This window comes from Verminephrobacter aporrectodeae subsp. tuberculatae At4, from assembly GCF_000193225.1.
Lineage (GTDB): Bacteria > Pseudomonadota > Gammaproteobacteria > Burkholderiales > Burkholderiaceae_C > Acidovorax > Acidovorax aporrectodeae.
On the sequence record NZ_AFAL01000015.1, the window covers coordinates 1 to 20,226 of the forward strand.

The window sequence follows — 20,226 nt, forward strand, 5'->3', positions numbered from 1 at the left end:
TCGAACACAGGACGCTGCGGGTGCGCATGCCCGGTGTCCTTGCCGGGCGCCGGTGTTTTGGCGCCCGTGGGGACGAACTCAGCAGCCAGCCGTACCATGGGGCCAGCGGTTCCTACGGGGTGGAGCGGACGGTTCGGCCTTTGGCACATCGCCAGGGCCCGGAGGGAGGTCATCCAGGGAGAGATGCTTGCGGCTTGGCAAAACCAGCTGCGCAGCGTCCGCTGGGCGGGGTAAGGCACGACTGATCCCCAGCGCCTGCCCATACCGGGGAGGGATGCGCAGGCAAAGACAGGCCGGTTCTGCATGCCGCGCATCATAGCGCGGCATCTGTAGCTTCATTCCGGGCGGGGCGCTGGCAATTGCGCTTCGCCGGACCCGGGGGGAACGACGCTGGTGCTCTCCTGCATTTCGGCTGTGCGCTCGTCCATTGCTTCGCGCAGGGCCTTGCCGGGCCTGAAGTGCGGAACCCGCTTTTCCGGGATGGCCACCGCTTCGCCGCTGCGCGGATTGCGGCCCATGCGGGGCGGGCGGTGGTTGATCGAAAAGCTGCCAAAGCCCCGGATCTCGATGCGGTGCCCACGCACCAGGGCAGCGCCCATGGCGTCAAGAATGGTCTTGACGGCGTATTCGGCATCGTGGGGCGTCAGCTGACTAAAGCGGGCAGCCAGTTCTTCAACGAGGTCTGAGCGGGTCATGGAGTCCTGGGGAATGGGCTTGATCGGCATGGCTGGCCTGCATTATCAGCGGGCCCCCGCGCTCGACCGAAGCCCCGCCCGGCTGCCGCGTTTCCTGGGCAGCGCGCCCGCGCTCGGACCTTCGCTGCCCAGGGTTTTCTCTTGGCGGGTTCTCCGGTGCGCTTTACTTTTCCGCGTTGTCCAGCTTGGCGCGCAGCAGGGCGCCGAGGCTGGTCGTTCCGGCGCTCTCGCGCGTGGACTGCTGCGACAGGGTTTGCATGGCTTCCTGCTGGTCAACCATGTCCTTTTGCTTGATCGACAGCTGGATGTTGCGCGTCTTGCGATCCACATTCACCACCACGGCCGTGACCTCGTCGCCTTCCTTGAGCACGTTGCGCGCGTCTTCCACGCGGTCGCGGGAGATTTCCGAGGCGCGCAGGTAGCCCACGATGTCTTCGCCGAGTTCGATTTCGGCGCCCCGGGCGTCCACGCTCTTGACCTTGCCGGTCACCGTCTGGCCCTTGTCGTTCACGGTGACGAAGGTCGTGAACGGGTCGCCGTCGAGTTGCTTGATGCCCAGCGAGATGCGTTCGCGGTCCACGTCCACGGCGAGCACGATGGCCTGCACTTCCTGGCCCTTTTTGTAGTTGCGCACCGCGGCTTCGCCGGGTTCGTTCCACGAGAGGTCGGACAGGTGCACCAGGCCGTCGATGCCGGCAGCCAGGCCGACGAACACGCCAAAGTCGGTGATCGACTTGATGGGACCCTTGACGCGGTCGCCGCGCTTGGTGTCCTGGGCGAATTCCTGCCAGGGGTTGGCCTTGCACTGCTTCATTCCCAGGCTGATGCGGCGCTTGTCTTCGTCGATTTCCAGCACCATGACCTCGACGTCGTCGCCCAGCGCAACCAGCTTGGCGGGGGCGATGTTCTTGTTCGTCCAGTCCATTTCGGAGACGTGCACCAGGCCTTCGATGCCGGGTTCGAGTTCGACGAACGCGCCGTAGTCGGCGATGTTCGTGACCTTGCCGAACAGGCGCGTGCCCTGGGGGTAGCGGCGGCCGACGCCGAGCCAGGGGTCGTCGCCCATTTGCTTGAGGCCCAGGGAGACGCGGTTCTTTTCGGTGTCGAATTTGAGGATCTTGGCGGTGAGTTCCTGGCCCGCCGTGACCACTTCCGATGGGTGGCGCACGCGGCGCCATGCCATGTCGGTGATGTGCAGCAGGCCATCGATTCCGCCCAGGTCGACGAAGGCGCCGTATTCGGTGATGTTCTTCACCACGCCTTGCACGATGCTGCCTTCCTTGAGGGTTTCCATGAGCTTGGCGCGTTCTTCGCCCATCGAGGCCTCGACCACGGCGCGGCGGCTGAGCACCACGTTGTTGCGCTTGCGGTCGAGCTTGATGACCTTGAACTCCAGGGTCTTGTTTTCGTAGGGCGTCAGGTCCTTGATCGGACGGGTATCGATCAGCGAACCGGGCAGGAACGCGCGGATGCCGTTGACCAGAACGGTCAGGCCGCCCTTGACCTTGCCGCTGGTCGTTCCGGTGACGAATTCGCCCGATTCCAGGGCCTTTTCCAGGCTCATCCAGGAAGCCAGGCGCTTGGCGGTGTCGCGCGACAGGATGGTGTCGCCGTAGCCGTTTTCGATGGTGCCAATGGCCACCGAGACGAAGTCGCCCACCTGGACCTCGACCTCGCCCTTGTCGTTCTTGAACTCGTCGAGCGGCACGTAGGCCTCGGACTTGAGGCCGGCGTTGACCACGACGAAGCTGTGTTCCACGCGCACGACCTCGGCGGTGATGACTTCGCCCGGGCGCATTTCCGTGTGCTGCAGGGACTCTTCAAAAAGGGCGGCGAAAGATTCGGACATGTGTTTCCTTGGCCACAAACAGGGTTCCAGCAGCACTATTGCTGCTGTTTTTATCGCTGTCTGCGGTGATTTTTTGCGGGGCTACCGCGGTTCGGGTTAAACGATCCACACAACCGGTGCGCTGCTGCGCGGGAGGGGCTGCGTGGGCCTGTTTGCCAAGGCCTTGCGGCCCGGCATTCCTCAACCTTGCGCAGAAACTGCGAAAGGTTGGCGCGCCTGCCACTCGGCCAACACCCGGGCGACGGTTTCATCGATCGTCAAGTCGGAGTTGTCCAGAACCAGGGCGTCCTGCGCGGGCGTGAGGGGCGCGACGCTGCGGGAGCCGTCCCGCGCGTCGCGCGCCTGCAAGGCCGCGCAAAGGTCGTCGATGCTAGCCGAAAAGCCCTTTGAAATCAATTGCTTATGGCGGCGCTCGGCGCGGCGCTCGGCGCTGGCCGTCAAATAAATCTTGAGCGGGGCCTGCGGGAAGATCACCGTCCCCATGTCGCGGCCATCGGCCACCAGCCCCGGCAGGCGCAAAAAGCCGTGTTGCAGCGCCACCAGGGCCGCGCGCACGGCGGGCATGGCGGAGACGCGGGAGGCGTTCACGCCCACCTCTTCGGTGCGGATGGCCTGGCTCACGTCGTCGCTGCCAAGCAGCACCCGGTCGCCGGCAAAGCGCACGGGCAGGGTCTGCGCCAGCGCGGCGATGCGCGCTTCGTTGCCGGCGTCAGGCGCCAACCCCGCGCGCACTGCGGCCAGCGCGGTGGCGCGGTAGATCGCGCCCGAATCCAGAAAGTGGTAGCCCAGTTGCCGGGCCAGCGCGGCGGCCACGGTTCCCTTGCCCGAGGCCGTGGGGCCGTCGATGCAGATCACCGGGATGCGCCCGGCCGGCGCCTGCGCGAGCGCGAGCAGGGCCTCGAAGTAGTCCGGGAAGGTCTTGGCCACGCACCCGGGGTCCTGGATGCCACCGGCAGGCCGGCGGGGTTGAAGGCCACCAGCGAGAAGCACATGGCCACGCGGTGGTCGTCGAAGGTGGGGATGCTCGCGGCTTTCCAGTCCCGGGCCTGCGGCGGGGGCGTGATGCGGATGAAGTCCGCCCCTTCCTCGACGCTGGCGCCAAGCCTGCGCAGCCCGGTTGCCATGGCGGCGATGCGGTCGGTCTCCTTCACGCGCCAGCTCGCGATGTTGCGCAGCGTGCTGCTGCCCTGGGCGTACAAGGCCATGACCGCGAGCGTCATCGCGGCGTCGGGGATGTGGTTGCAGTCCATGTCGATGGCCTTGAGCGGCCATCCCTGTCCGGGCGCTGCGCGCTGGATATGTAGCCAGTTGGGTCCGCCCGTGACCACGGCGCCCATGGCACGCGCCGCATCCACGAAGCGGATGTCGCCCTGGATCGAATCCAGCCCCACGCCGCGCAGCGTGATGCCCTTGGGCTCGCAGGCGCTGGAGGCAATGGCGCCCAGTGCCACGAAATAGCTCGCCGACGAGGCGTCGGCCTCGACGTGGATGCTGCCCGGCGACTGGTAGCGGCTGCCCGCTGCGATCGTGAAGCGCTGCCAGTCCTGCTGCCCGACGACGATGCCAAAGCGCGCCAGGAGCGCGAGCGTGATCGCGATGTACGGCTTGGAGATCAGCTCGCCGAGCACTTCGATCACGATGTCCTGCGTGCCAGCGGCCAGCGGCAGCGCCATGAGCAGCGCCGTGAGGAACTGGCTCGATACGTCGCCGCGCACGCGGATGGGCGCGGTCAGCGCCGGGACGCCCGGCGTCTGCACGATGCGCAGCGGCGGGTAGCCGTCGGTTCCCAGGTAGTCGATGCGGCAGCCCATCTGGCGCAGCGCATCGACCAGGTCGCGAATCGGCCTCTCGTGCATGCGCGCGACGCCGCTGAGCTCGAACTCGCCGCCGAGCAGCGCAAGCGCCGCCGTGAGCGGGCGCATCGCGGTTCCGGCGTTGCCCAGAAAAAGTTTTGCAGGCGATCGCGGGGGGCGTCCGCCCAGGCCGGTGATGCGCACGCTGCTGCCGCCCGCCGCGTCAACGCTGCAACCGATCTCGCGCAGCGCGTCGAGCATCACGCGGGTGTCGTCGGACGCCAGCAGGTCGTGCACGGTGGTGCTTCCGCTGCTGAGCGCGGCCAGCAGCAGTACGCGGTTGGAAATGCTCTTTGAGCCGGGCAAGTGGACCTCGCCCCCTGCGGCGCTTAGCGCGGGGAGGTCGAGAAAGGCGGTGTCAAACATGGATGGGGAATGGGGGGATGGGTGCGGGCTACCGGAACGGGCGCAGCCAACTAACGCGGCTTTGTCCCTCTCTGAACGCCCATGCGCCAGTGGGTGCGGGTTTTGCTGGCCAGGGTCAGCATGTCCTCCAGGGCCTGCGCGTCGCCCTTTTCCATGGCCTGCTCGATCGCGTGCAGCGCCTGCCGGAACAGCCTGGACTGGGCGATCAGCTCTTCCCGGTTGGACAGCAGGATGTCACGCCACATCTTGGGGTCGCCGGCGGCGATGCGCGTGAAGTCCCGAAAGCCGGGCCCGGCGAGCGAGAGGAAATCGTCGCCGTCCGATTGCCCGGTGATGCTGTTCATCATGGCAAAGGCCAGCACGTGGGGCAGGTGGCTGACGGCCGCAAAGGCCATGTCATGCGCCTCGGGCAGCATGCTGGTCACGCGGCAGCCCAGCGCAACCCAGACGTCTTCGGCCTTTTGCAACTGGACCAGGAGGGTGTGTTCGGTCGGGGTCAGGATGACTTGGCGCCCGCTGTAGAGGCTGTCGTCGGCGTGCTCCACGCCAGAGACCTCGCGCCCGGTGATCGGATGCGCCGGAACGAACGAGCCCACCCGGTCGCGCAACGCGCGCTGCGCGGCCTGGACCACGTCCGCCTTGGTCGAACCGACGTCCATGATGAGCATCTGCGGCGTGACCAGGTGCTTGATGGCCTTGAGCGTGGCCTCGGTGGCGGCCACGGGGACGGCGAGCAGCACGATGTCGGCGCCCGAGACCGCGAGCAGGGCCGAGGGCGCTTCGACGTCGATCACGCCCAGTTGGCGCGCCCGGTCGGTGGTGGTGGGGGACTTGCTGTAGCCGACCACGCGCTGCACCAGGCCCGCTTTTTTCGCGGCCAGCGCGAACGATCCCCCCATGAGCCCGCAGCCGATCAGTCCCAATTGTTCGAACATGGCGGCTCCTCAGGGCGCGACCGGGTAGGCGCCCAGGATCTTGTAGAACGCGCACAAGCTGCGCAGCTCTTGCAGCGCCCGCGCCACATGGGGCTGGGTGGGGTGGCCGTCGAGGTCGATGTAGAAGTAGTACTCCCACTGGCCCGTGCGCGCGGGGCGCGATTCGAAGCGCGTCATCGACACGCCGTGGGTCTTGAGCGGAACGAGCAGGTCGTGCACGGCACCGGGCCGGTTGGGCACCGATACCACGAGGCTGGTGCAGTCCCTGTCCGACGGCGGCGGCGTCGGCAGCGTGTGCGGCAGGCAGATGACGGCAAAGCGCGTGCGGTTGTAGGCGTCGTCCTGAATGGCGTGCGCGACGATGTGCAGGCCGAACTGGGTGGCCGCCCGCTCGCTGGACAGGGCGGCCCATGCCGGGCAGGTGGTCGCCAGGCGCGCGCCTTCGGCGTTGCTCGATACCGGGCGGCGCTCGGCGTGCGGGAGCTGTTTGGCCAACCAGGACTGGCACTGCGCCAGCGCCTGCGGGTGCGCCAGAACGACCTCGATGCCGTCGAGCGAATTCGCCGTGCGCAGCAGGTTGTGCCGCACCAGCAGGCTGACCTCGCCCACGACGTGCGCAGGGGTGTGCAGGAACAGGTCGAGCGAGCGCGTGACCACGCCTTCGGTGGAGTTTTCCACGCCCACCACACCGTACTGCGCGCTGCCCGCGGCCGTGGCGTGGAAGACCTCGTCGAAATTGGCGCAGTACATCAGGTCGGCGGCGCCGCCGAAGAATTCGATCGCCGCCTGCTCGCAGAAGGTGCCTTCGGGCCCCAGCACCGCCACGCGCTGCGGCGCTTCGAGCGCCAGGCAGGCGGACATGATCTCGCGCCAGATGGCCGCAACGTGCGGGCCCTTGAGCGGGCCCGGGTTGGCGGCCTGGATCTTCTCGATGACCTGCGCCACGCGGTCGGGGCGGAAGAAGGACGTGCCTTCGCGCTTCTTGACCTCGCCCACCCGCTCGGCCACCCGGGCGCGCTGGTTCAGCAGCGTGAGCAGTTGCTGATCGAGCGTGTCGATCTGCACGCGCAGACTGGCCAGGTCGGGTGGGCTTGGCGGATGGTTCATGGACGGGGCCCGGTGTTCAGGCGTGTTTTTCTTCGAACTCGCGCATGTAGTCCACCAGCGCCTGCACGCCCGCCAGCGGCATGGCGTTGTAGATGCTGGCGCGCATGCCCCCCACGGACTTGTGGCCCTTGAGCTGCAACAGGCCGCGCTCGCGGGCGCCGGCCAGGAAAGCGTCGTTGCGCGTTTCGTCGCGCAGGAAGAAGGGGACGTTCATGCGCGAGCGGCAATTCGCGGCCACCTTGTTGACGTACAGCTGCGAGGTGTCGATGGCTTCGTAGAGCAGCGCGGCCTTGGCCATGTTGCGCTGCTCCAGGGCCGCCACGCCGCCGAGCGCGCCTTCGCGCTGGCGTCCGATCCACTGCAAGGTCAGGCCCGTCACGTAGATGCCCCAGGTGGGCGGCGTGTTGTACATGGACCGGTTGCGCGCCACGATCTGGTAGTCGAACGCGCTCGGGCAGGCGGGCAGCGCGTGGCCCAGCAAGTCCTCGCGCACCACGACCAACGTGAGGCCGGCGGGGCCGAGGTTCTTCTGCGCGCCGCCAAAGGCCAGCCCGACGCGTGACCAGTCCACCGGCCGCGACGCCACATGCGACGAAAAGTCGATGACCAATGGGGCGTCGCTGCCGAGCGCCCTGAGGTCGGGCAGTTGGTGGAACTCGATTCCGTGGATGGTCTCGTTGCTGCAAATATGCAGGTAGCTCGCCCCCCGGCTGAGCGTCCAGGTGGCGGGGTCGGGCAGGCGGGTGAAGCCGCTGTCCTCGGCCGAAGCCACCACGTTCACCTCCGATGCGTACTTGCGCGCCTCCTGCTGCGACTTCTGGCTCCAACTGCCCGTGACCACGAAATCGACGGCACCGGCGCGCGACAGGTTGAGCGGGACGATGGCGTTCTCAGCCAAGCCGCCGCCCTGCATGAACAGGATCTCGAAGTGCGCAGGCACGGCGAGCAAGGCGCGCAGTTCGGCCTGCGCCTGCTCGCAGAGGGACAGGAACTCCCGGCCCCGGTGGCTCATCTCCATCACACCCATGCCGCAGCCATGCCAATCCAGCATCTCGGCCGCAGCCTGTTCCAGGACTTCGGCGGGAATCGCGGCCGGGCCGGCCGAAAAGTTGTAAGGGCGCATCATGACCTATCGGCAGAAAGCATCTTGTGCTTATTGTATGGGCGCAGGCTGCTTGCATGGGCGCAAGCTGCTCCAGCTTTAATAGCGTCGTCGGTGCTGCCCTGAATGGTGTTTGCGTCGCAGGGCGACTCGCGCCGGGGCTTCAGACGTCCGGCGCGTCGCCGTCTGCGCTGCCTTCGCCATCGGTCTGCGCATCGGCCGCATTGGCATCGTTTTCGACGATGCGTTGCAGGCCCCCGAGCTTCGAGCCTTCGTCCAGCGCAATCAGCGTCACCCCCTGCGTGGCGCGGCCCAGCGCGCGGATCTCGGCCACCCGGGTGCGCACCAGAACGCCCTTGTCGGTGATCAGCATGATCTCGTCGTCGGCATGCACCAGCGTGGCTGCGACGACCTTGCCGTTGCGCTCGCTTTGCTGGATTGCGATCATGCCCTTGGTGCCGCGGCCATGGCGTGTGTACTCGACGATGCTGGTGCGCTTGCCGTAGCCGTTTTCCGTGGCGGTGAGCACGCTCTGCGTTTCGTCCTCGGCCACGAGCATGGCGATCACGCTCTGCCCGTCTTCCAGCATCATGCCGCGCACGCCGCGTGCCTGGCGACCCAGCGGGCGCACGTCGTTCTCGTCAAAGCGCACGGCCTTGCCGCCGTCGCTGAACAGCATCACGTCGTGCCGGCCGTCCGTGAGCGCGGCGCCGATCAGGTAATCGCCCTCGTCCAGGTTCACGGCAATGATTCCGCCCTTGCGCGGGTTGCTGAATTCGTCGAGTGCGGTCTTCTTGACCGTGCCCATGCTGGTCGCCATGAACACGTAGCGGTCCGCCGGGAAACTGCGCATCTCGCCGGTGAGCGGCAGCACCACGTTGATCTTCTCTCCATCCTGGAGCGGAAACATGTTCACGATCGGTCGCCCGCGCGCGCCGCGCAACCCTGCGGGCACCTCCCACACCTTGATCCAATACAGCCGGCCGCGGTTGGAAAAGCACAGGATGAAGTCGTGCGTGTTCGCGATGAAGAGCTGGTCGATCCAGTCGTCCGCCTTCGTCGCCGTGGCCTGCTTGCCGCGCCCGCCGCGCTTTTGCGCACGGTACTCGGACAACGGCTGGCTCTTGATGTAGCCCGCGTGGCTGAGCGTGACGACCATGTCGGTGGGCGTGATCAGGTCTTCGGTCGAGATGTCCTGCGCACTGTGCTCGACGACGCTGCGGCGTGCGCCCAGCTTGTGCTGGCCGAACTCCTGCCGGATCGCGGCGAGCTCGTCGCCCATGATGAGCGACACGCGCTCGGGCTTGGCCAGGATGTCCAGCAGGTCTTCGATCACCGCCATGATCTCCTTGTACTCGGCGACGATCTTGTCCTGCTCCAGGCCGGTCAGGCGCTGCAGGCGCATCTGCAGGATTTCCTGGGCCTGCGTGTCCGACAGGCGGTACAGGCCGTCCCGACCCATGCCCAGTCCCTGGTCCAGGTCTTCGGGGCGGTAGTCGTCGGCGTTGATCGCCGCACCGTCGGCACGGGTGCGCGTGAGCATCTCGCGCACCAGCCCGCTGTCCCAGGGCCGCGCCATCAGGGCGGTCTTGGCCACCGGTGGAGTCGGCGCGTTGCGGATGATGGCGATGAACTCGTCGATGTTCGCCAGCGCCACGGCCAGGCCCTCGAGCACATGGCCCCGGTCGCGCGCCTTGCGCAGTTCGAACGCCGTGCGGCGCGTGACGACTTCGCGGCGGTGCTGCAGGAAAACGTCGATCAAGTCCTTGAGGTTGCACAGCCGGGGCTGACCATCGACCAGCGCCACCATGTTCATGCCGAAGGTGTCTTGCAGCTGCGTCTGCTTGTACAGATTGTTCAGCACCACCTCGGGAACTTCGCCGCGCTTGAGCTCGATCACCAGGCGCATGCCCGACTTGTCGGACTCGTCCTGGATATGGCTGATGCCCTCGAGTTTCTTCTCGTGCACCAGCTCGGCCATGCGCTCCTGCAGCGTCTTCTTGTTCACCTGGTAGGGCAGCTCGTCGACGATGATCGCCTGGCGCTGGCCACGGTCTATGTCCTCGAAGTGGCACTTGGCGCGCATCACGACCTTGCCGCGGCCGGTGCGGTAACCGTCCTTGACGCCCTGGATGCCGTAGATGATTCCGGCCGTGGGGAAATCGGGCGCCGGGATGATCTCCATCAACTCGTCGATCGATGCATCCGGGTTGCGCAGCAGGTGCAGGCAGGCGTCGATCACCTCGTTGAGGTTATGCGGCGGGATATTGGTGGCCATGCCCACGGCAATTCCCGCCGAGCCATTGACCAGCAGATTGGGCAGCCTGCTGGGCAGGACCAGCGGCTCTTTTTCGCTGCCATCGTAGTTGGGGCCGAAATCGACCGTGTCCTTGTCGATGTCGGCCAACATCTCGTGCGCAATCTTGGCCAAGCGGATTTCGGTGTAACGCATGGCCGCGGCGTTGTCGCCGTCAACCGAGCCGAAATTGCCCTGGCCATCGACCAGCATGTGGCGCAGCGAGAAATCCTGCGCCATGCGCACGATGGTGTCGTAGACCGCAGAATCGCCGTGCGGGTGGTATTTGCCGATCACGTCCCCCACGAGGCGGGCCGACTTCTTGTACGGGCGGTTCCAATCGACGCGCAGCTCGTGCATCGCAAACAGTACGCGGCGGTGCACGGGCTTCAAGCCGTCGCGCGCGTCGGGCAGGGCCCGGCCCACGATCACGCTCATCGCGTAGTCGAGGTAGCTGCGCCGCATCTCTTCTTCGAGGCTGATCGGCAGGGTTTCTTTGGCGAACTGGGTCATTGGGACGGCAGAGGACGGCACGGGAGGGCCATTCTAGGGGCAAGACCGTGTAGCAAACGCGCAACATATTGAAGCAATTCAGGATTTGTTCCTACAGGCCGAGCGGCCGTTGCCACGGCTTGCCCCGGTGCGTATGGCACAATTGGCCGACCGCTTCGGGTGGTACTCACCCAAAGCGTCTTGATTCGCAGCGCGGCTGCGGCTTTTTCCCCAAGAGGAGAACCATGAAGAAACTGAACAAAGTAGCGATGCTGTTTGCTTCCGCAGCGCTCGCAACCGCCGCAGGTGCACAGACTGCCAACTGGAACGATGCTTCCGGCCAACTGGCATGGAAGAACGGAACCGGTGAATTCTGCTGGCGCGATTCCAACTGGACGCCTGCCGCCGCCACCCGTGGTTGCGATGGTGCCATCGTCTCCCAGGCTCCGGCCGCTGCTGCGGCTTCGTCGGCACCTGCTCCGGCCGCTGCTGCCCCGGCTCCAGCCCCCGCGCCTGCCCCGATGACTCCAGCGCCCGCTGCGGCGAGCAAGGTAACCTACGCCGCCGACGCCTTCTTCGACTTCGACAAGTCGGTGCTCAAGCCCGAAGGCAAGGCCAAGCTTGACGACCTGATCTCCAAGGTCAAGGACATCAACCTGGAAGTGATCATCGCCGTGGGTCACACCGACTCCGTGGGCTCCGATGCTTACAACCAAAAACTGTCGGTGCGCCGCTCCGAAGCCGTGAAGGCCTACTTGGTCTCCAAGGGCATCGAAAAGAACCGCGTGTACACCGAAGGCAAGGGCGAAAAGCAACCCGTTGCCGACAACAAGACCTCCCAAGGCCGTTCGAAGAACCGCCGCGTGGAAATCGAAGTGGTCGGAACCCGCAGTTCCAAGTAATCATCCCGGCCAACCCTGGATGAGCGAAAAGCCCCGGTGACGGGGCTTTTTTACGGGCATGTATGCCGTGCAGCGAGGTTTTCCCTGCCTTCCGGGCCCTTCCTCCTTCCCCGCATCGTGGACAATCCGGGCATGCGTGAAACCGTGAATGCCGATCCCGCCGAACTGAACAAGTTTTCGGAACTGGCCCATCGCTGGTGGGACCCCGAGAGCGAGTTTCGCCCCTTGCACCAGATCAACCCCTTGCGGCTCGACTGGATCCATGGGCTGTGCCAGTTGTCCGGCAAGCGTGTGCTGGACGTTGGCTGCGGTGGCGGCATTCTGGCCGACGCCATGGCCCGCAAGGGGGCGGACGTGACGGGGATCGATCTGGCGTCCAAGGCCCTGCGCGTGGCCGAACTGCATGCGCTGGAAGCCCGGACCGCGAATGTCCGGTACCGGGAAATCAGCGTCGAAGCCTTGGCCAAGGAGCAACCTGCGGGCTTTGACGTGGTCAGCTGCATGGAGATGCTCGAGCATGTTCCTTCCCCGGCATCCGTGGTGCATGCCTGCTCGGAACTCGTGAAACCTGGCGGCTGGGTGTTTTTCTCCACCATCAACCGCAATGCCAAGGCCTTCATGCTGGCGATCGTGGGTGCCGAATACCTGCTGAACATGCTGCCCCGCGGAACGCATGAATACGCCCGACTGATCCGGCCCAGTGAACTGGCAGCGAACTGCCGCAGCGCGGGGCTTGACATTCAGAAGACAAAGGGCCTGGAATACAACCCGCTCACGCGGCGCTATTGGCTGAGCGCTGACACCAGCGTGAACTATCTTCTTGCCACCCGGCGCGCCACCTGAAGTCTTACCAATGTTCCATAATATCCGTGCCGTTCTGTTCGACCTGGACGGAACGCTGATCGACAGCGCTCCCGACCTTGGTGCCGCTGCCGACAAGATGCGCACCGACCGAGGCCTGCCCTCCCTGCCGCTGGAGCGCTACCGCCCCATGGCAGGCGCCGGTGCCCGCGGCATGCTGGGCGAGGCCTTCGGCATGGCCCCCGACCACCCGGAGTTCATGGGCATGCGTGAGGAGTTCTTCGTGAACTACGCGTCGTGCCTGACGCAACGCACCAACGTCTTTGACGGAATCGCCGAACTCGTCGATCAAATTTTGCGCCGTGGCATGGCCTGGGGCGTGGTCACCAACAAGGGAGCGCGGTTCACCGAGCCCCTGACCCGCGCCATTGCGTTGTTCGGAACTGCCGGGGCCGTGGTGAGCGGAGACACCACGGCCTACGCAAAGCCGCACCCGGCCCCCCTGCTTGAAGCGGCAGAACGATTGCAACTTGCCCCCGGGCAGTGCATCTACGTCGGCGATGATGAACGCGACATCGTGGCCGGTCTGGCCGCCGGCATGGGCACAGTGGCTGCCACCTACGGCTATTTGGGCGCAAAGTCCAATCCGCTGGAATGGGGCGCCCATGCCACAATTAAATCTCCTTCAGAACTCCTGCAGCTGCTCGCGAACGCTTAGAATGCAGGGCTTGGGGCTGTCCTGGTTTCGACGTGGGTTCGGAGCCGGTGTGGTGCATGTCGAGCTTGGGTCACGCTCGTAAATCTCGATTCAACAAACTAACTGCAAACGACGAACGTTTCGCACTCGCTGCTTGATTGCGGTGAGCCTTGCAACAGTTGGCCGATGGGCTGGGCAAGGGGGTTCTGAGCAATCAGCGCCTCCCGGCTGCAAGGATAATTACATGGGCTGGCCCCGATCCGGGCACCTTGGATCGGGGTGAGAAAACAGGGTGCTGGCGGCCAACGTAGCGTGCGCCTGCGCGACATTGGTGGCGAGACTCAAATCAGACCGCTAAACATGTAGATCTGCCCGGTAAAGGCTTGCGGACGCGGGTTCAATTCCCGCCAGCTCCACCACAATGCACAATCCCAACCCTTATCCGGTTGGGATTTTTTTGCCTGATCCCCCAGTGTTGGCGCGGTCTCGCACCTTGGCCTCTTGAGCACCCCCCTGCCGAAGTGGCCCCTCCAGGCGCGCATTCTGCCGTTTTTCTCTCTCTGTTCTCTGCGGTCCTCTTGAACATTCAAGACCCGAAGTCGTGTATCGGCGCGGGTTTGCGGGCCGTCGATTTGCTTCTTCGCTTGCTTGGCCCAAGTTTGTCAACTTTTCGCTGATTTCCCCTCTCCGACGCACGTAAGTCATTGTTTTCATTAGGTTTTTCTCAGAAGCAAATTGTAGTGCCATAATTTTATAACATTACACAAACCCCGGCTTTTCGTGCATCATCGCGCTCATGTTTATTCGCCGCACCCAGACTCGCAATCGTCTCTCGGGCGAACCCTACGTGACCCACCGCCTGGTGCACAGCGCCCGGGTCGGTCATGTCATCAAGCAAAGCACCTTGCTCAACTTGGGCAGCCACTTGGACCTGCCCCAAGCCCATTGGCCCGCGTTGGCCAAGCGCATCGACGAACTGTTGCATGGGCAATGTTCCATGCCCGATGCGTCCCTGCCCGAGCAGGTGCAGGTCTTGGCGCAACGCTTCGCAGCCCAGATCATTGCGCGCACGCCCAACCTGGACCTGCCTTGCACAGCGCTGCCCGATGCCCCGGCTGCTGCCCTGCCGGCCAGCAAGTCGCCCACTGAAACTGGCGCCGTCGATCGCTACCAAGAGGTGGATCTGGACTCGCTCGAATTGGTCAACCCGCGCAGTGTGGGCGTCGAGCACGCTGCGCTGTCGGCGATGCGCCAATGCGGCTTTGAGGACAAGCTCGCACAGTTGGGCCTGAACCGCCCGCAGATCGCTGCGGCTGTTGGCAACGTCGTCGCGCGCATGGCCCTGCCGTGCAGCGAACTGGCAACGCACGCTTGGTTGAAGGACCAATCGGCGCTGGGTGAGTTGCTCGAATTTGACTTCCAGGCGATGGACTTGAACCGTTTGTACCGCGCATCGGACGCGCTGTACAAGCACCGCGAGGCCTTGCAGGAGCACCTGTTCGGTCGTGCCCGCGCGATGTTCGGCCTGGGCCAGACGATCACGCTGTACGACCTGACCAACACCTACTTCGAGGGCGGGGCTGCTGCGGTGGACAAGGCCAAGCGCGGCCGCAGCAAGGAACGCCGCAGCGACTGCCCGCTGGTGACACTGGCCATGGCGCTGGACGCCAGCGGGTTCGTGCGGCGCGTGCAGTTCTTCGCCGGCAATGCCAGCGAGCCGAGCACCCTCAAGGACATGCTCACCGGCCTGGATGCGGCCCCAAGTGCCACGGTGGTGATGGACGCGGGCATCTCCACCGAGGCCAACCTGCGATGGCTACGCGATCAGGGCTACCACTACGTGGTCGTCTCCAAACTGCGCCGGCGTCAGTTCGATCCGGCGCAGGCCACCGAGGTGCAATCGGCCGGCGGCGTGACGATCAAACTACAGCGCGTGCTTGACGCCCAAGGCCATGTGCTGCTGTACTGCCATTCGCCCGCACGCGAGCAAAAGGATCGCGCCATCGACGAGGCCAAGGCCAGCGGCTTGGAGGCCGCGCTGGCCAGACTGCACGCCAGCCTGAGCAAGTCCAAAGGCCGTCAGGATGCAGCCACCATCATGCAGCGCTTGGGCCGCCTCAAACAACGCTTCGCGCGTGCTGCGCAACATTACGAGATCAGCGTCACCACCGATCCCGAGGACCAGCGCATCACCGCCATCACTTGGGACAAACGCACCAAGCCCGGTAGCGCGGCTGCGCACCCTGGCGTGTACTGCCTGCGGACCACCTTGGTCGAGCAGGACAACGCCACGCTGTGGCGCACCTACACCATGCTCACCGAACTGGAATCGGTGTTTCGATCACTCAAGACCGACCTGGGCCTGCGCCCGGTATTCCACCGGATCGATCGCCGTGTCGAAGGGCATTTGTTCATCAGCGTGCTGGCGTATCACTTCGTGCACATGCTGCGCTCGCAACTGAAGGCCCAGGGGGTCAGCGATAGCTGGAATACGCTGCGCCAGACGCTGTCCACGCAGCGCCGGGTCACCGTAACCATGCAGCGGCGCGATGGCCGCACCGTGCATGTGCGCAAGGCCACGCGTCCACAACCGGGGCATCAAACCCTGGGCACCATCCTCAAGCTCGACCCCAATCCCGGTCGCACCCACCGCGTGCTCGTCTGAATCGGCCGTTTGCGTTGGCTCATTACCGGGTAGGCAGCTACAAAATGTAGTGCCATACACGCCGGGGAATCTCTCTAAGTTGTTGATTTTATTGGGGTTGACGGAGGGAAGTGACAAACTTGGGCCAGGTACTCGGCCGCGTTCTCGGCCTGCTTGCCGCACAGCGTCCACTGCATCGCGGTGGACTCCTCCTCGCGCGCCTCGCCCGAACCGCGGCGCGTGTTGCTGATCGTGGTCAGCACGGCCTTGGCAATCTTGCCTTCGCGTCCGTTGACGAATTCGAGTTTGACGGCCCCCGGCCAGGTGCGCGTGACGCTGGATGACAGAAACGTTTGCCATGACGATCTCCAATCGAGAGCATCCAGCCGGGCCCCGGTCCGGTTCCCTGAAAACTGATCCTCTCGCTCGGACTCCCTTGCTCCCGCCCACGGGCGGGCGGGGGGGTGGGCATCGCCCCTTCCCTCTCGGGAAGGGGTTGGGGATGGGTGGTGTCATCAGCAGCAGAAGCAGTGAGCCGGTTTCCCGGCCCACCGCTTGAAGATCCCCCCACAAGTCCCCCTCGCAATTCGACGGGGGCGCGTGGGGGGAGCGCGGAGGGACGACTGGCGCACAGGCTGCCCCCTCTCCACGGGCGACGCAGCGTCGCGGCCGATGTGCCAGTTCGCCTGGCGCAGCCGTTGCAGCGCAGCCGACCGCACGATCACGAGCAGCGGCGGCTCTGCGGCCGACGTGACACAAAGCGCAGCGACTGGCGCCGCGGTCGAGCCGCTGATCGCTGGCTTGCAGCGGCGCAGCCGCTGCGGGCACTTCTCTGCACCCTGTATTGAGCGGCCCGGCTCCGGGCTTGGCGGGTGACCGGGGTGGCGATCTGGCAGGCGCCGCACCGAGCGCAGCGACCTGCAAGCCGGTCAGTTCGCCAAGCGGGCCTCGTTCACGCGCAGCGTGAAGGACACAGGGCCCACGATCCCCGGCCGCCCTTCCACTTGTCATGCCAGGAGCAGCAAGAATGTCCAAGCCGCTGTTCGACTTCACCGACCCGACCGCGGCGAACACGTGGCACGCCATCGACGCCCGCGTGATGGGCGGCATCTCTCGCAGCAGGCTGCGCAGTGCCCCCACCGGGCACGCCGTCTTCGAAAGCGAAGTCTCGCTGGAGCACAACGGCGGCTTCGCCTCCGTGAGGTCCGGCCCCGGCGATCGAGGCTTTCCCGGTGCCGCAACCTGCCTGATTGAAGTGCGACGCGATCCAAGCAGTTCAAGCTCAGTCTGTTCACCGACGACGGTTTCGACAGCCTGAACTACCAGGCCAGCTTCGCGCCCGCGGGCGCCGTCTGGCAGACCCTGTATCTGCCGCTGGCCGACTTCCGCGCCAGCTTCCACGGACGCGAAGTCACCAATGCACCCGCGCTCGACCCCGCCCGCATCCGCCAGGTCGGCCTGATGATTGCCTCCCGCCAGGTCGGCCCCTTCGCGCTCGATGTCAGGCGGATCAGCCTTGCCTGACCCGGCCGGCGAACGAGAGACAACGAAGGGGCACGCGAGGTGCCCCCAGAGGCTCAAAGCAACCCCAGCTCCGCAAACGAACGGACATCGGCTCCCGTCACCACCAGGTGATCGAGCACCCGCACGTCCACCAGCGCGAGCGCCGTCTTCAGTGTCTGCGTCAGGAACTCGTCGGCACCGCTCGGTTCGGCCGCGCCCGAAGGATGGTTGTGCGCCAGCAAGACTGCCGCCGCGTTGCACCCCAGCGCGGCCTTGACCACCTCGCGCGGATACACCGCGGTCTGCGTGACCGTGCCGCGGAACATCTGCTTCAACTCGATGATCCGGTGCTGCGCATCGACGAACAGCACGCAGAACACCTCGTGCTCCAGCACACCGATCTCCAGGCGCAGGTAGTCCTTCACCGCCTGCGGCGACGACATCGTGGCACCGCGCCGCACCCGTTGCGACAGCACGCGCCGCGCCTGCGACAGCACCTCTTCGGCACGCGCAGGACGGTACTGCCCATCGACATCGCGCACCAGCAGCGCGGCATCAGCGGAAGAAGTGGAAGTCATCGACATGGCGAACTCCGGTCTGTGTCGGGCGGGATTGCCCGAGACCGGAGCACCACGGCGCAGCGCAGCAGTCAGGGTTCGAAGACGGCCGCAGGCCGCAAGCGCTCGCCCCGCGAGCGCGCAGACCTTGACGGCGAGAACGGCGTGGTAGCGTGGATCGAGACGGCAAGCCCTCCGCCAAATGGCTGCTCCCACCTCTTGTTCAATCCTGGAACAGCGGAGCAGGACGACGACTGCCGGATGGCGTAGAGATCCCTGCCTACCGCAGCTCGAACGTGCATCCTCACCGCCACCTGTCGCTATGCGCTACAGGGCACCGGAGGCTCCCGGTCGGGATCCCCTTGCTCATTGCCGCGTGCGGTGCCGAACGGACCAGAACACCCTTCTGACGGACACTGGGCTGCGACCCGCGGTCGGAGTGAATCACCAGGCTGCGATCCCGTTCGGGTTGCCGCGCGTACAACGCCTGCTCCAAGGCATCGAGGACGAAGTCCGTTCGCATCGAACTGCTGACGCGCCAGCCGACGATGCGCCTGGCGAAGACGTCAATGACGAAGGCCACGTACTGCCAGCCCTGCCACGTCGACACGTAGGTGAAGTCCGAGACCCAGAGCTGGTTCGGCCGCTCCGCGCGGAACTGGCGGTTGACCTTGTCCAGCGGGCATGACGCCTTGCTGTCGCTGATCGTCATTCGCACGATCTTGCCTCGCATCACGCCGCGCAGTCCGAGTCGGCGCATCAGCCGTTCGACCGTGCATCGCGCCGCCGCCGTCCCTTCGCGAGCAAGTTGACGCCAGACCTTGTCAGCCCCGTAGACCTGCATGTTGGCCTGCCAAACGCGCTCGATCTGAGGAGCCAGAACGTCGTCACGTTGGGCGCGTGCGCTGCGCTCCTGCGATCAGCGGTTTCCGAAGCGGATGTAGGGGCTACTTCTGCAGCAGCAACTCCGCGATCTGGACAGCATTGAGCGCCGCACCCTTTAGCAGTTGGTCCCCGGAAACGAACATCCAGAAACTGCGATTTGTCGGGTCGGTAGTGTCCATGCGCAGACGGCCGACCAGGATGTCATCTTGGCCGCTGGCCTCGACGGGCATCGGAAACTTGTTGCCGGCCCGGTCATCCACGATCCGAACGCCGGGGGCGTTCGACAGGATGCCTCGAACCTCTTCCAGGTCGACCGGCTTCTCGCATTCGACGTGGAGCGACTCGCAGTGCGCTCGCATTACGGGCACTCGCACACACGTGGCGGAGATCCGGAAACCTGGAGCGGAGAAGATCTTCCGCGTCTCCTTCAGCATCTTCGCTTCTTCTTCGTTGTCGCCGTCTTCGATGTCGACCTTCGAGTTGTGGCTGAAGACGTTGAAGGCGTACGAATGGGGGAAGACCTGCGGGGCAAATGCCTCGCCAGCGAGGTGCGCCCGGGTTGAGTGCTCCAGCTCCGCCATCCCGGCTGCGCCCGCACCAGAAGCTGCTTGGTACGTAGAGACCACCACGCGGGAGATCGACAGGCGCTGGTGGATGGGCCACAGCGGGACCAGCGCGATGATGGTTGAGCAGTTAGGGTTGGCGATGATCTTGTCGTCGGGTCCAAGCGCCTGGGGATTGACTTCCGGGACGATCAGCGGCACGCCGTCGGTCATTCGAAAGGCCGAAGAGTTGTCGATGGAGACCGTGCCTGCCTTTGCCGCGATCGGGATGTACTCCCTAGACGTCGAACCACCGGCAGAAAACAGGGCGATGTCCAAACCCTCGAAACTGCGGCTTCCGAGTTCTTCAACGATCAGATCCTGGCCACGAAACGGTAGCCTTTTCCCTGCAGACCGAGCAGATGCGAACAACCTGAGACTTGACAGCGGAAAACCGCGCACCTCAAGGCATTTGATGAGTTGGACGCCGACCGCGCCTGTGGCGCCAACGATGCCGACGGAAGGAAGCTTCTTCATGATTCGATCCAGTAGTAAATTGACCGAAAATACTACCACCGGCTGCAAGCGCAACTAGGGCCTGTCATCAATTGAGCCAGACGACCGAAGCGGCGAGATGAACAGCGCCGAGGAAATTGCGTGCAGTTTTGTCATAGCGAGTGGCGATGCAGCGGTATTGCTTGAGCTTGGCAAAGAAGTTCTCGATCAGATGGCGTGCTTTGTACAAATGCCGGTCGTAGTCACGTTGGTCGTTGCGCTTACTGCGTGGCGGGATCACGACGGTCTTGCCTGCCTTGAGCAGTGGCTCGATCACCCGATCCTGGGCGTCATAGGCCTTATCGGCCAAGATTGCATCTGCTTGTATGTCTTTGAGCAAAACGTCAGCTCCTTGGAGATCGTGCGCCTGGCCAGGCGTCAGGAGAAAGCCTGTGGGATTGCCAAGCGCATCGACCGTGGCGTGGATCTTGGTACTTGCTCCCCC

The 20,226-nt window shown here is 65.1% G+C and carries 16 protein-coding genes, 1 other RNA gene and 2 pseudogenes; 7 read left to right on the top strand and 12 right to left on the bottom strand.

Annotated elements, in window-relative coordinates; genetic code table 11:
* Positions 1-335: 335 nt before the first annotated feature.
* The 7 genes and pseudogenes from VTU_RS0100155 to gyrA form a co-directional block, all read right to left on the bottom strand.
* A complete protein-coding gene (locus tag VTU_RS0100155; protein ID WP_010099668.1) occupies positions 336-725 on the bottom strand; it encodes an integration host factor subunit beta in 390 nt (129 codons plus the stop codon).
* A gap of 133 nt (positions 726-858) precedes the next feature.
* Complete coding sequence (gene rpsA, locus VTU_RS0100160) at positions 859-2,544, bottom strand: 30S ribosomal protein S1 (protein ID WP_010099669.1); 1,686 nt, start codon at positions 2,542-2,544, stop codon at positions 859-861.
* A gap of 180 nt (positions 2,545-2,724) precedes the next feature.
* A pseudogene (locus tag VTU_RS25040) lies at positions 2,725-4,763 on the bottom strand (bifunctional 3-phosphoshikimate 1-carboxyvinyltransferase/cytidylate kinase).
* A 50-nt stretch (positions 4,764-4,813) separates the two neighbouring features.
* The gene (locus VTU_RS0100170) at positions 4,814-5,698 is read right to left on the bottom strand and encodes a prephenate dehydrogenase (protein WP_010099670.1); all 885 of its coding nucleotides are present in this window, start codon (positions 5,696-5,698) and stop codon (positions 4,814-4,816) included.
* Positions 5,699-5,707: 9 nt separating this feature from the next.
* Positions 5,708-6,805: a prephenate dehydratase gene (gene pheA, locus VTU_RS0100175; protein WP_010099671.1), complete on the bottom strand. Its 1,098-nt coding sequence runs from the start codon at positions 6,803-6,805 to the stop codon at positions 5,708-5,710.
* A 16-nt stretch (positions 6,806-6,821) separates the two neighbouring features.
* Positions 6,822-7,931, bottom strand: a complete 1,110-nt coding sequence (gene serC, locus VTU_RS0100180; protein WP_010099672.1) for a 3-phosphoserine/phosphohydroxythreonine transaminase — start codon at positions 7,929-7,931, stop codon at positions 6,822-6,824.
* A 139-nt stretch (positions 7,932-8,070) separates the two neighbouring features.
* A complete protein-coding gene (gene gyrA, locus VTU_RS0100185; protein ID WP_010099674.1) occupies positions 8,071-10,716 on the bottom strand; it encodes a DNA gyrase subunit A in 2,646 nt (881 codons plus the stop codon).
* A 224-nt stretch (positions 10,717-10,940) separates the two neighbouring features.
* On the opposite strand from gyrA, the gene ompA reads away from it, so the two are divergent.
* The 5 genes from ompA to VTU_RS0100205 all read left to right on the top strand — a co-directional run bounded on the left by ompA (position 10,941) and on the right by VTU_RS0100205 (position 15,760).
* On the top strand, positions 10,941-11,597 hold the full coding sequence (gene ompA / locus VTU_RS35520; RefSeq protein ID WP_010099675.1) for an outer membrane protein OmpA: 657 nt from the start codon (positions 10,941-10,943) through the stop codon (positions 11,595-11,597).
* A gap of 132 nt (positions 11,598-11,729) precedes the next feature.
* On the top strand, positions 11,730-12,440 hold the full coding sequence (gene ubiG / locus VTU_RS0100195; RefSeq protein WP_010099676.1) for a bifunctional 2-polyprenyl-6-hydroxyphenol methylase/3-demethylubiquinol 3-O-methyltransferase UbiG: 711 nt from the start codon (positions 11,730-11,732) through the stop codon (positions 12,438-12,440).
* 10 nt (positions 12,441-12,450) lie between these two features.
* Complete coding sequence (locus tag VTU_RS0100200; RefSeq protein WP_010099677.1) at positions 12,451-13,116, top strand: HAD-IA family hydrolase; 666 nt, start codon at positions 12,451-12,453, stop codon at positions 13,114-13,116.
* A gap of 12 nt (positions 13,117-13,128) precedes the next feature.
* Positions 13,129-13,514: a transfer-messenger RNA gene (gene ssrA, locus VTU_RS30975) on the top strand.
* A gap of 377 nt (positions 13,515-13,891) precedes the next feature.
* A complete protein-coding gene (locus VTU_RS0100205) occupies positions 13,892-15,760 on the top strand; it encodes an IS1634 family transposase (RefSeq protein WP_010099678.1) in 1,869 nt (622 codons plus the stop codon).
* 74 nt (positions 15,761-15,834) lie between these two features.
* On the opposite strand, the gene VTU_RS34560 is transcribed toward VTU_RS0100205, so the two are convergent.
* Positions 15,835-16,002, bottom strand: coding sequence for a hypothetical protein (locus VTU_RS34560; RefSeq protein ID WP_010099679.1), 168 nt, complete (start codon positions 16,000-16,002; stop codon positions 15,835-15,837).
* 764 nt (positions 16,003-16,766) lie between these two features.
* Here VTU_RS34560 and VTU_RS35355 point away from each other — a divergent pair.
* Both VTU_RS35355 and VTU_RS35360 read left to right on the top strand, forming a co-directional pair.
* Positions 16,767-17,057, top strand: coding sequence for a CIA30 family protein (locus tag VTU_RS35355; protein WP_010099680.1), 291 nt, complete (start codon positions 16,767-16,769; stop codon positions 17,055-17,057).
* On the top strand, positions 17,054-17,263 hold the full coding sequence (locus VTU_RS35360; RefSeq protein WP_265257691.1) for a CIA30 family protein: 210 nt from the start codon (positions 17,054-17,056) through the stop codon (positions 17,261-17,263). Before VTU_RS35355 ends, VTU_RS35360 begins: the two co-directional genes overlap by 4 nt.
* A 53-nt stretch (positions 17,264-17,316) precedes the next feature.
* Here VTU_RS35360 and radC read toward each other — a convergent pair whose 3' ends face one another.
* The 4 genes and pseudogenes from radC to VTU_RS25055 all read right to left on the bottom strand — a co-directional run.
* Complete coding sequence (gene radC / locus VTU_RS0100220; protein WP_010099682.1) at positions 17,317-17,826, bottom strand: RadC family protein; 510 nt, start codon at positions 17,824-17,826, stop codon at positions 17,317-17,319.
* A 394-nt stretch (positions 17,827-18,220) separates the two neighbouring features.
* Positions 18,221-18,709: pseudogene (locus tag VTU_RS25050) on the bottom strand (IS3 family transposase); the annotation flags it as partial.
* A gap of 37 nt (positions 18,710-18,746) precedes the next feature.
* Positions 18,747-19,763: an aspartate-semialdehyde dehydrogenase gene (locus VTU_RS0100230; RefSeq protein ID WP_010099685.1), complete on the bottom strand. Its 1,017-nt coding sequence runs from the start codon at positions 19,761-19,763 to the stop codon at positions 18,747-18,749.
* Between the two features lie 67 nt (positions 19,764-19,830).
* Positions 19,831-20,226: IS5 family transposase (locus VTU_RS25055; RefSeq protein WP_010099686.1), on the bottom strand; the 396-nt coding region annotated here is incomplete at its 5' end.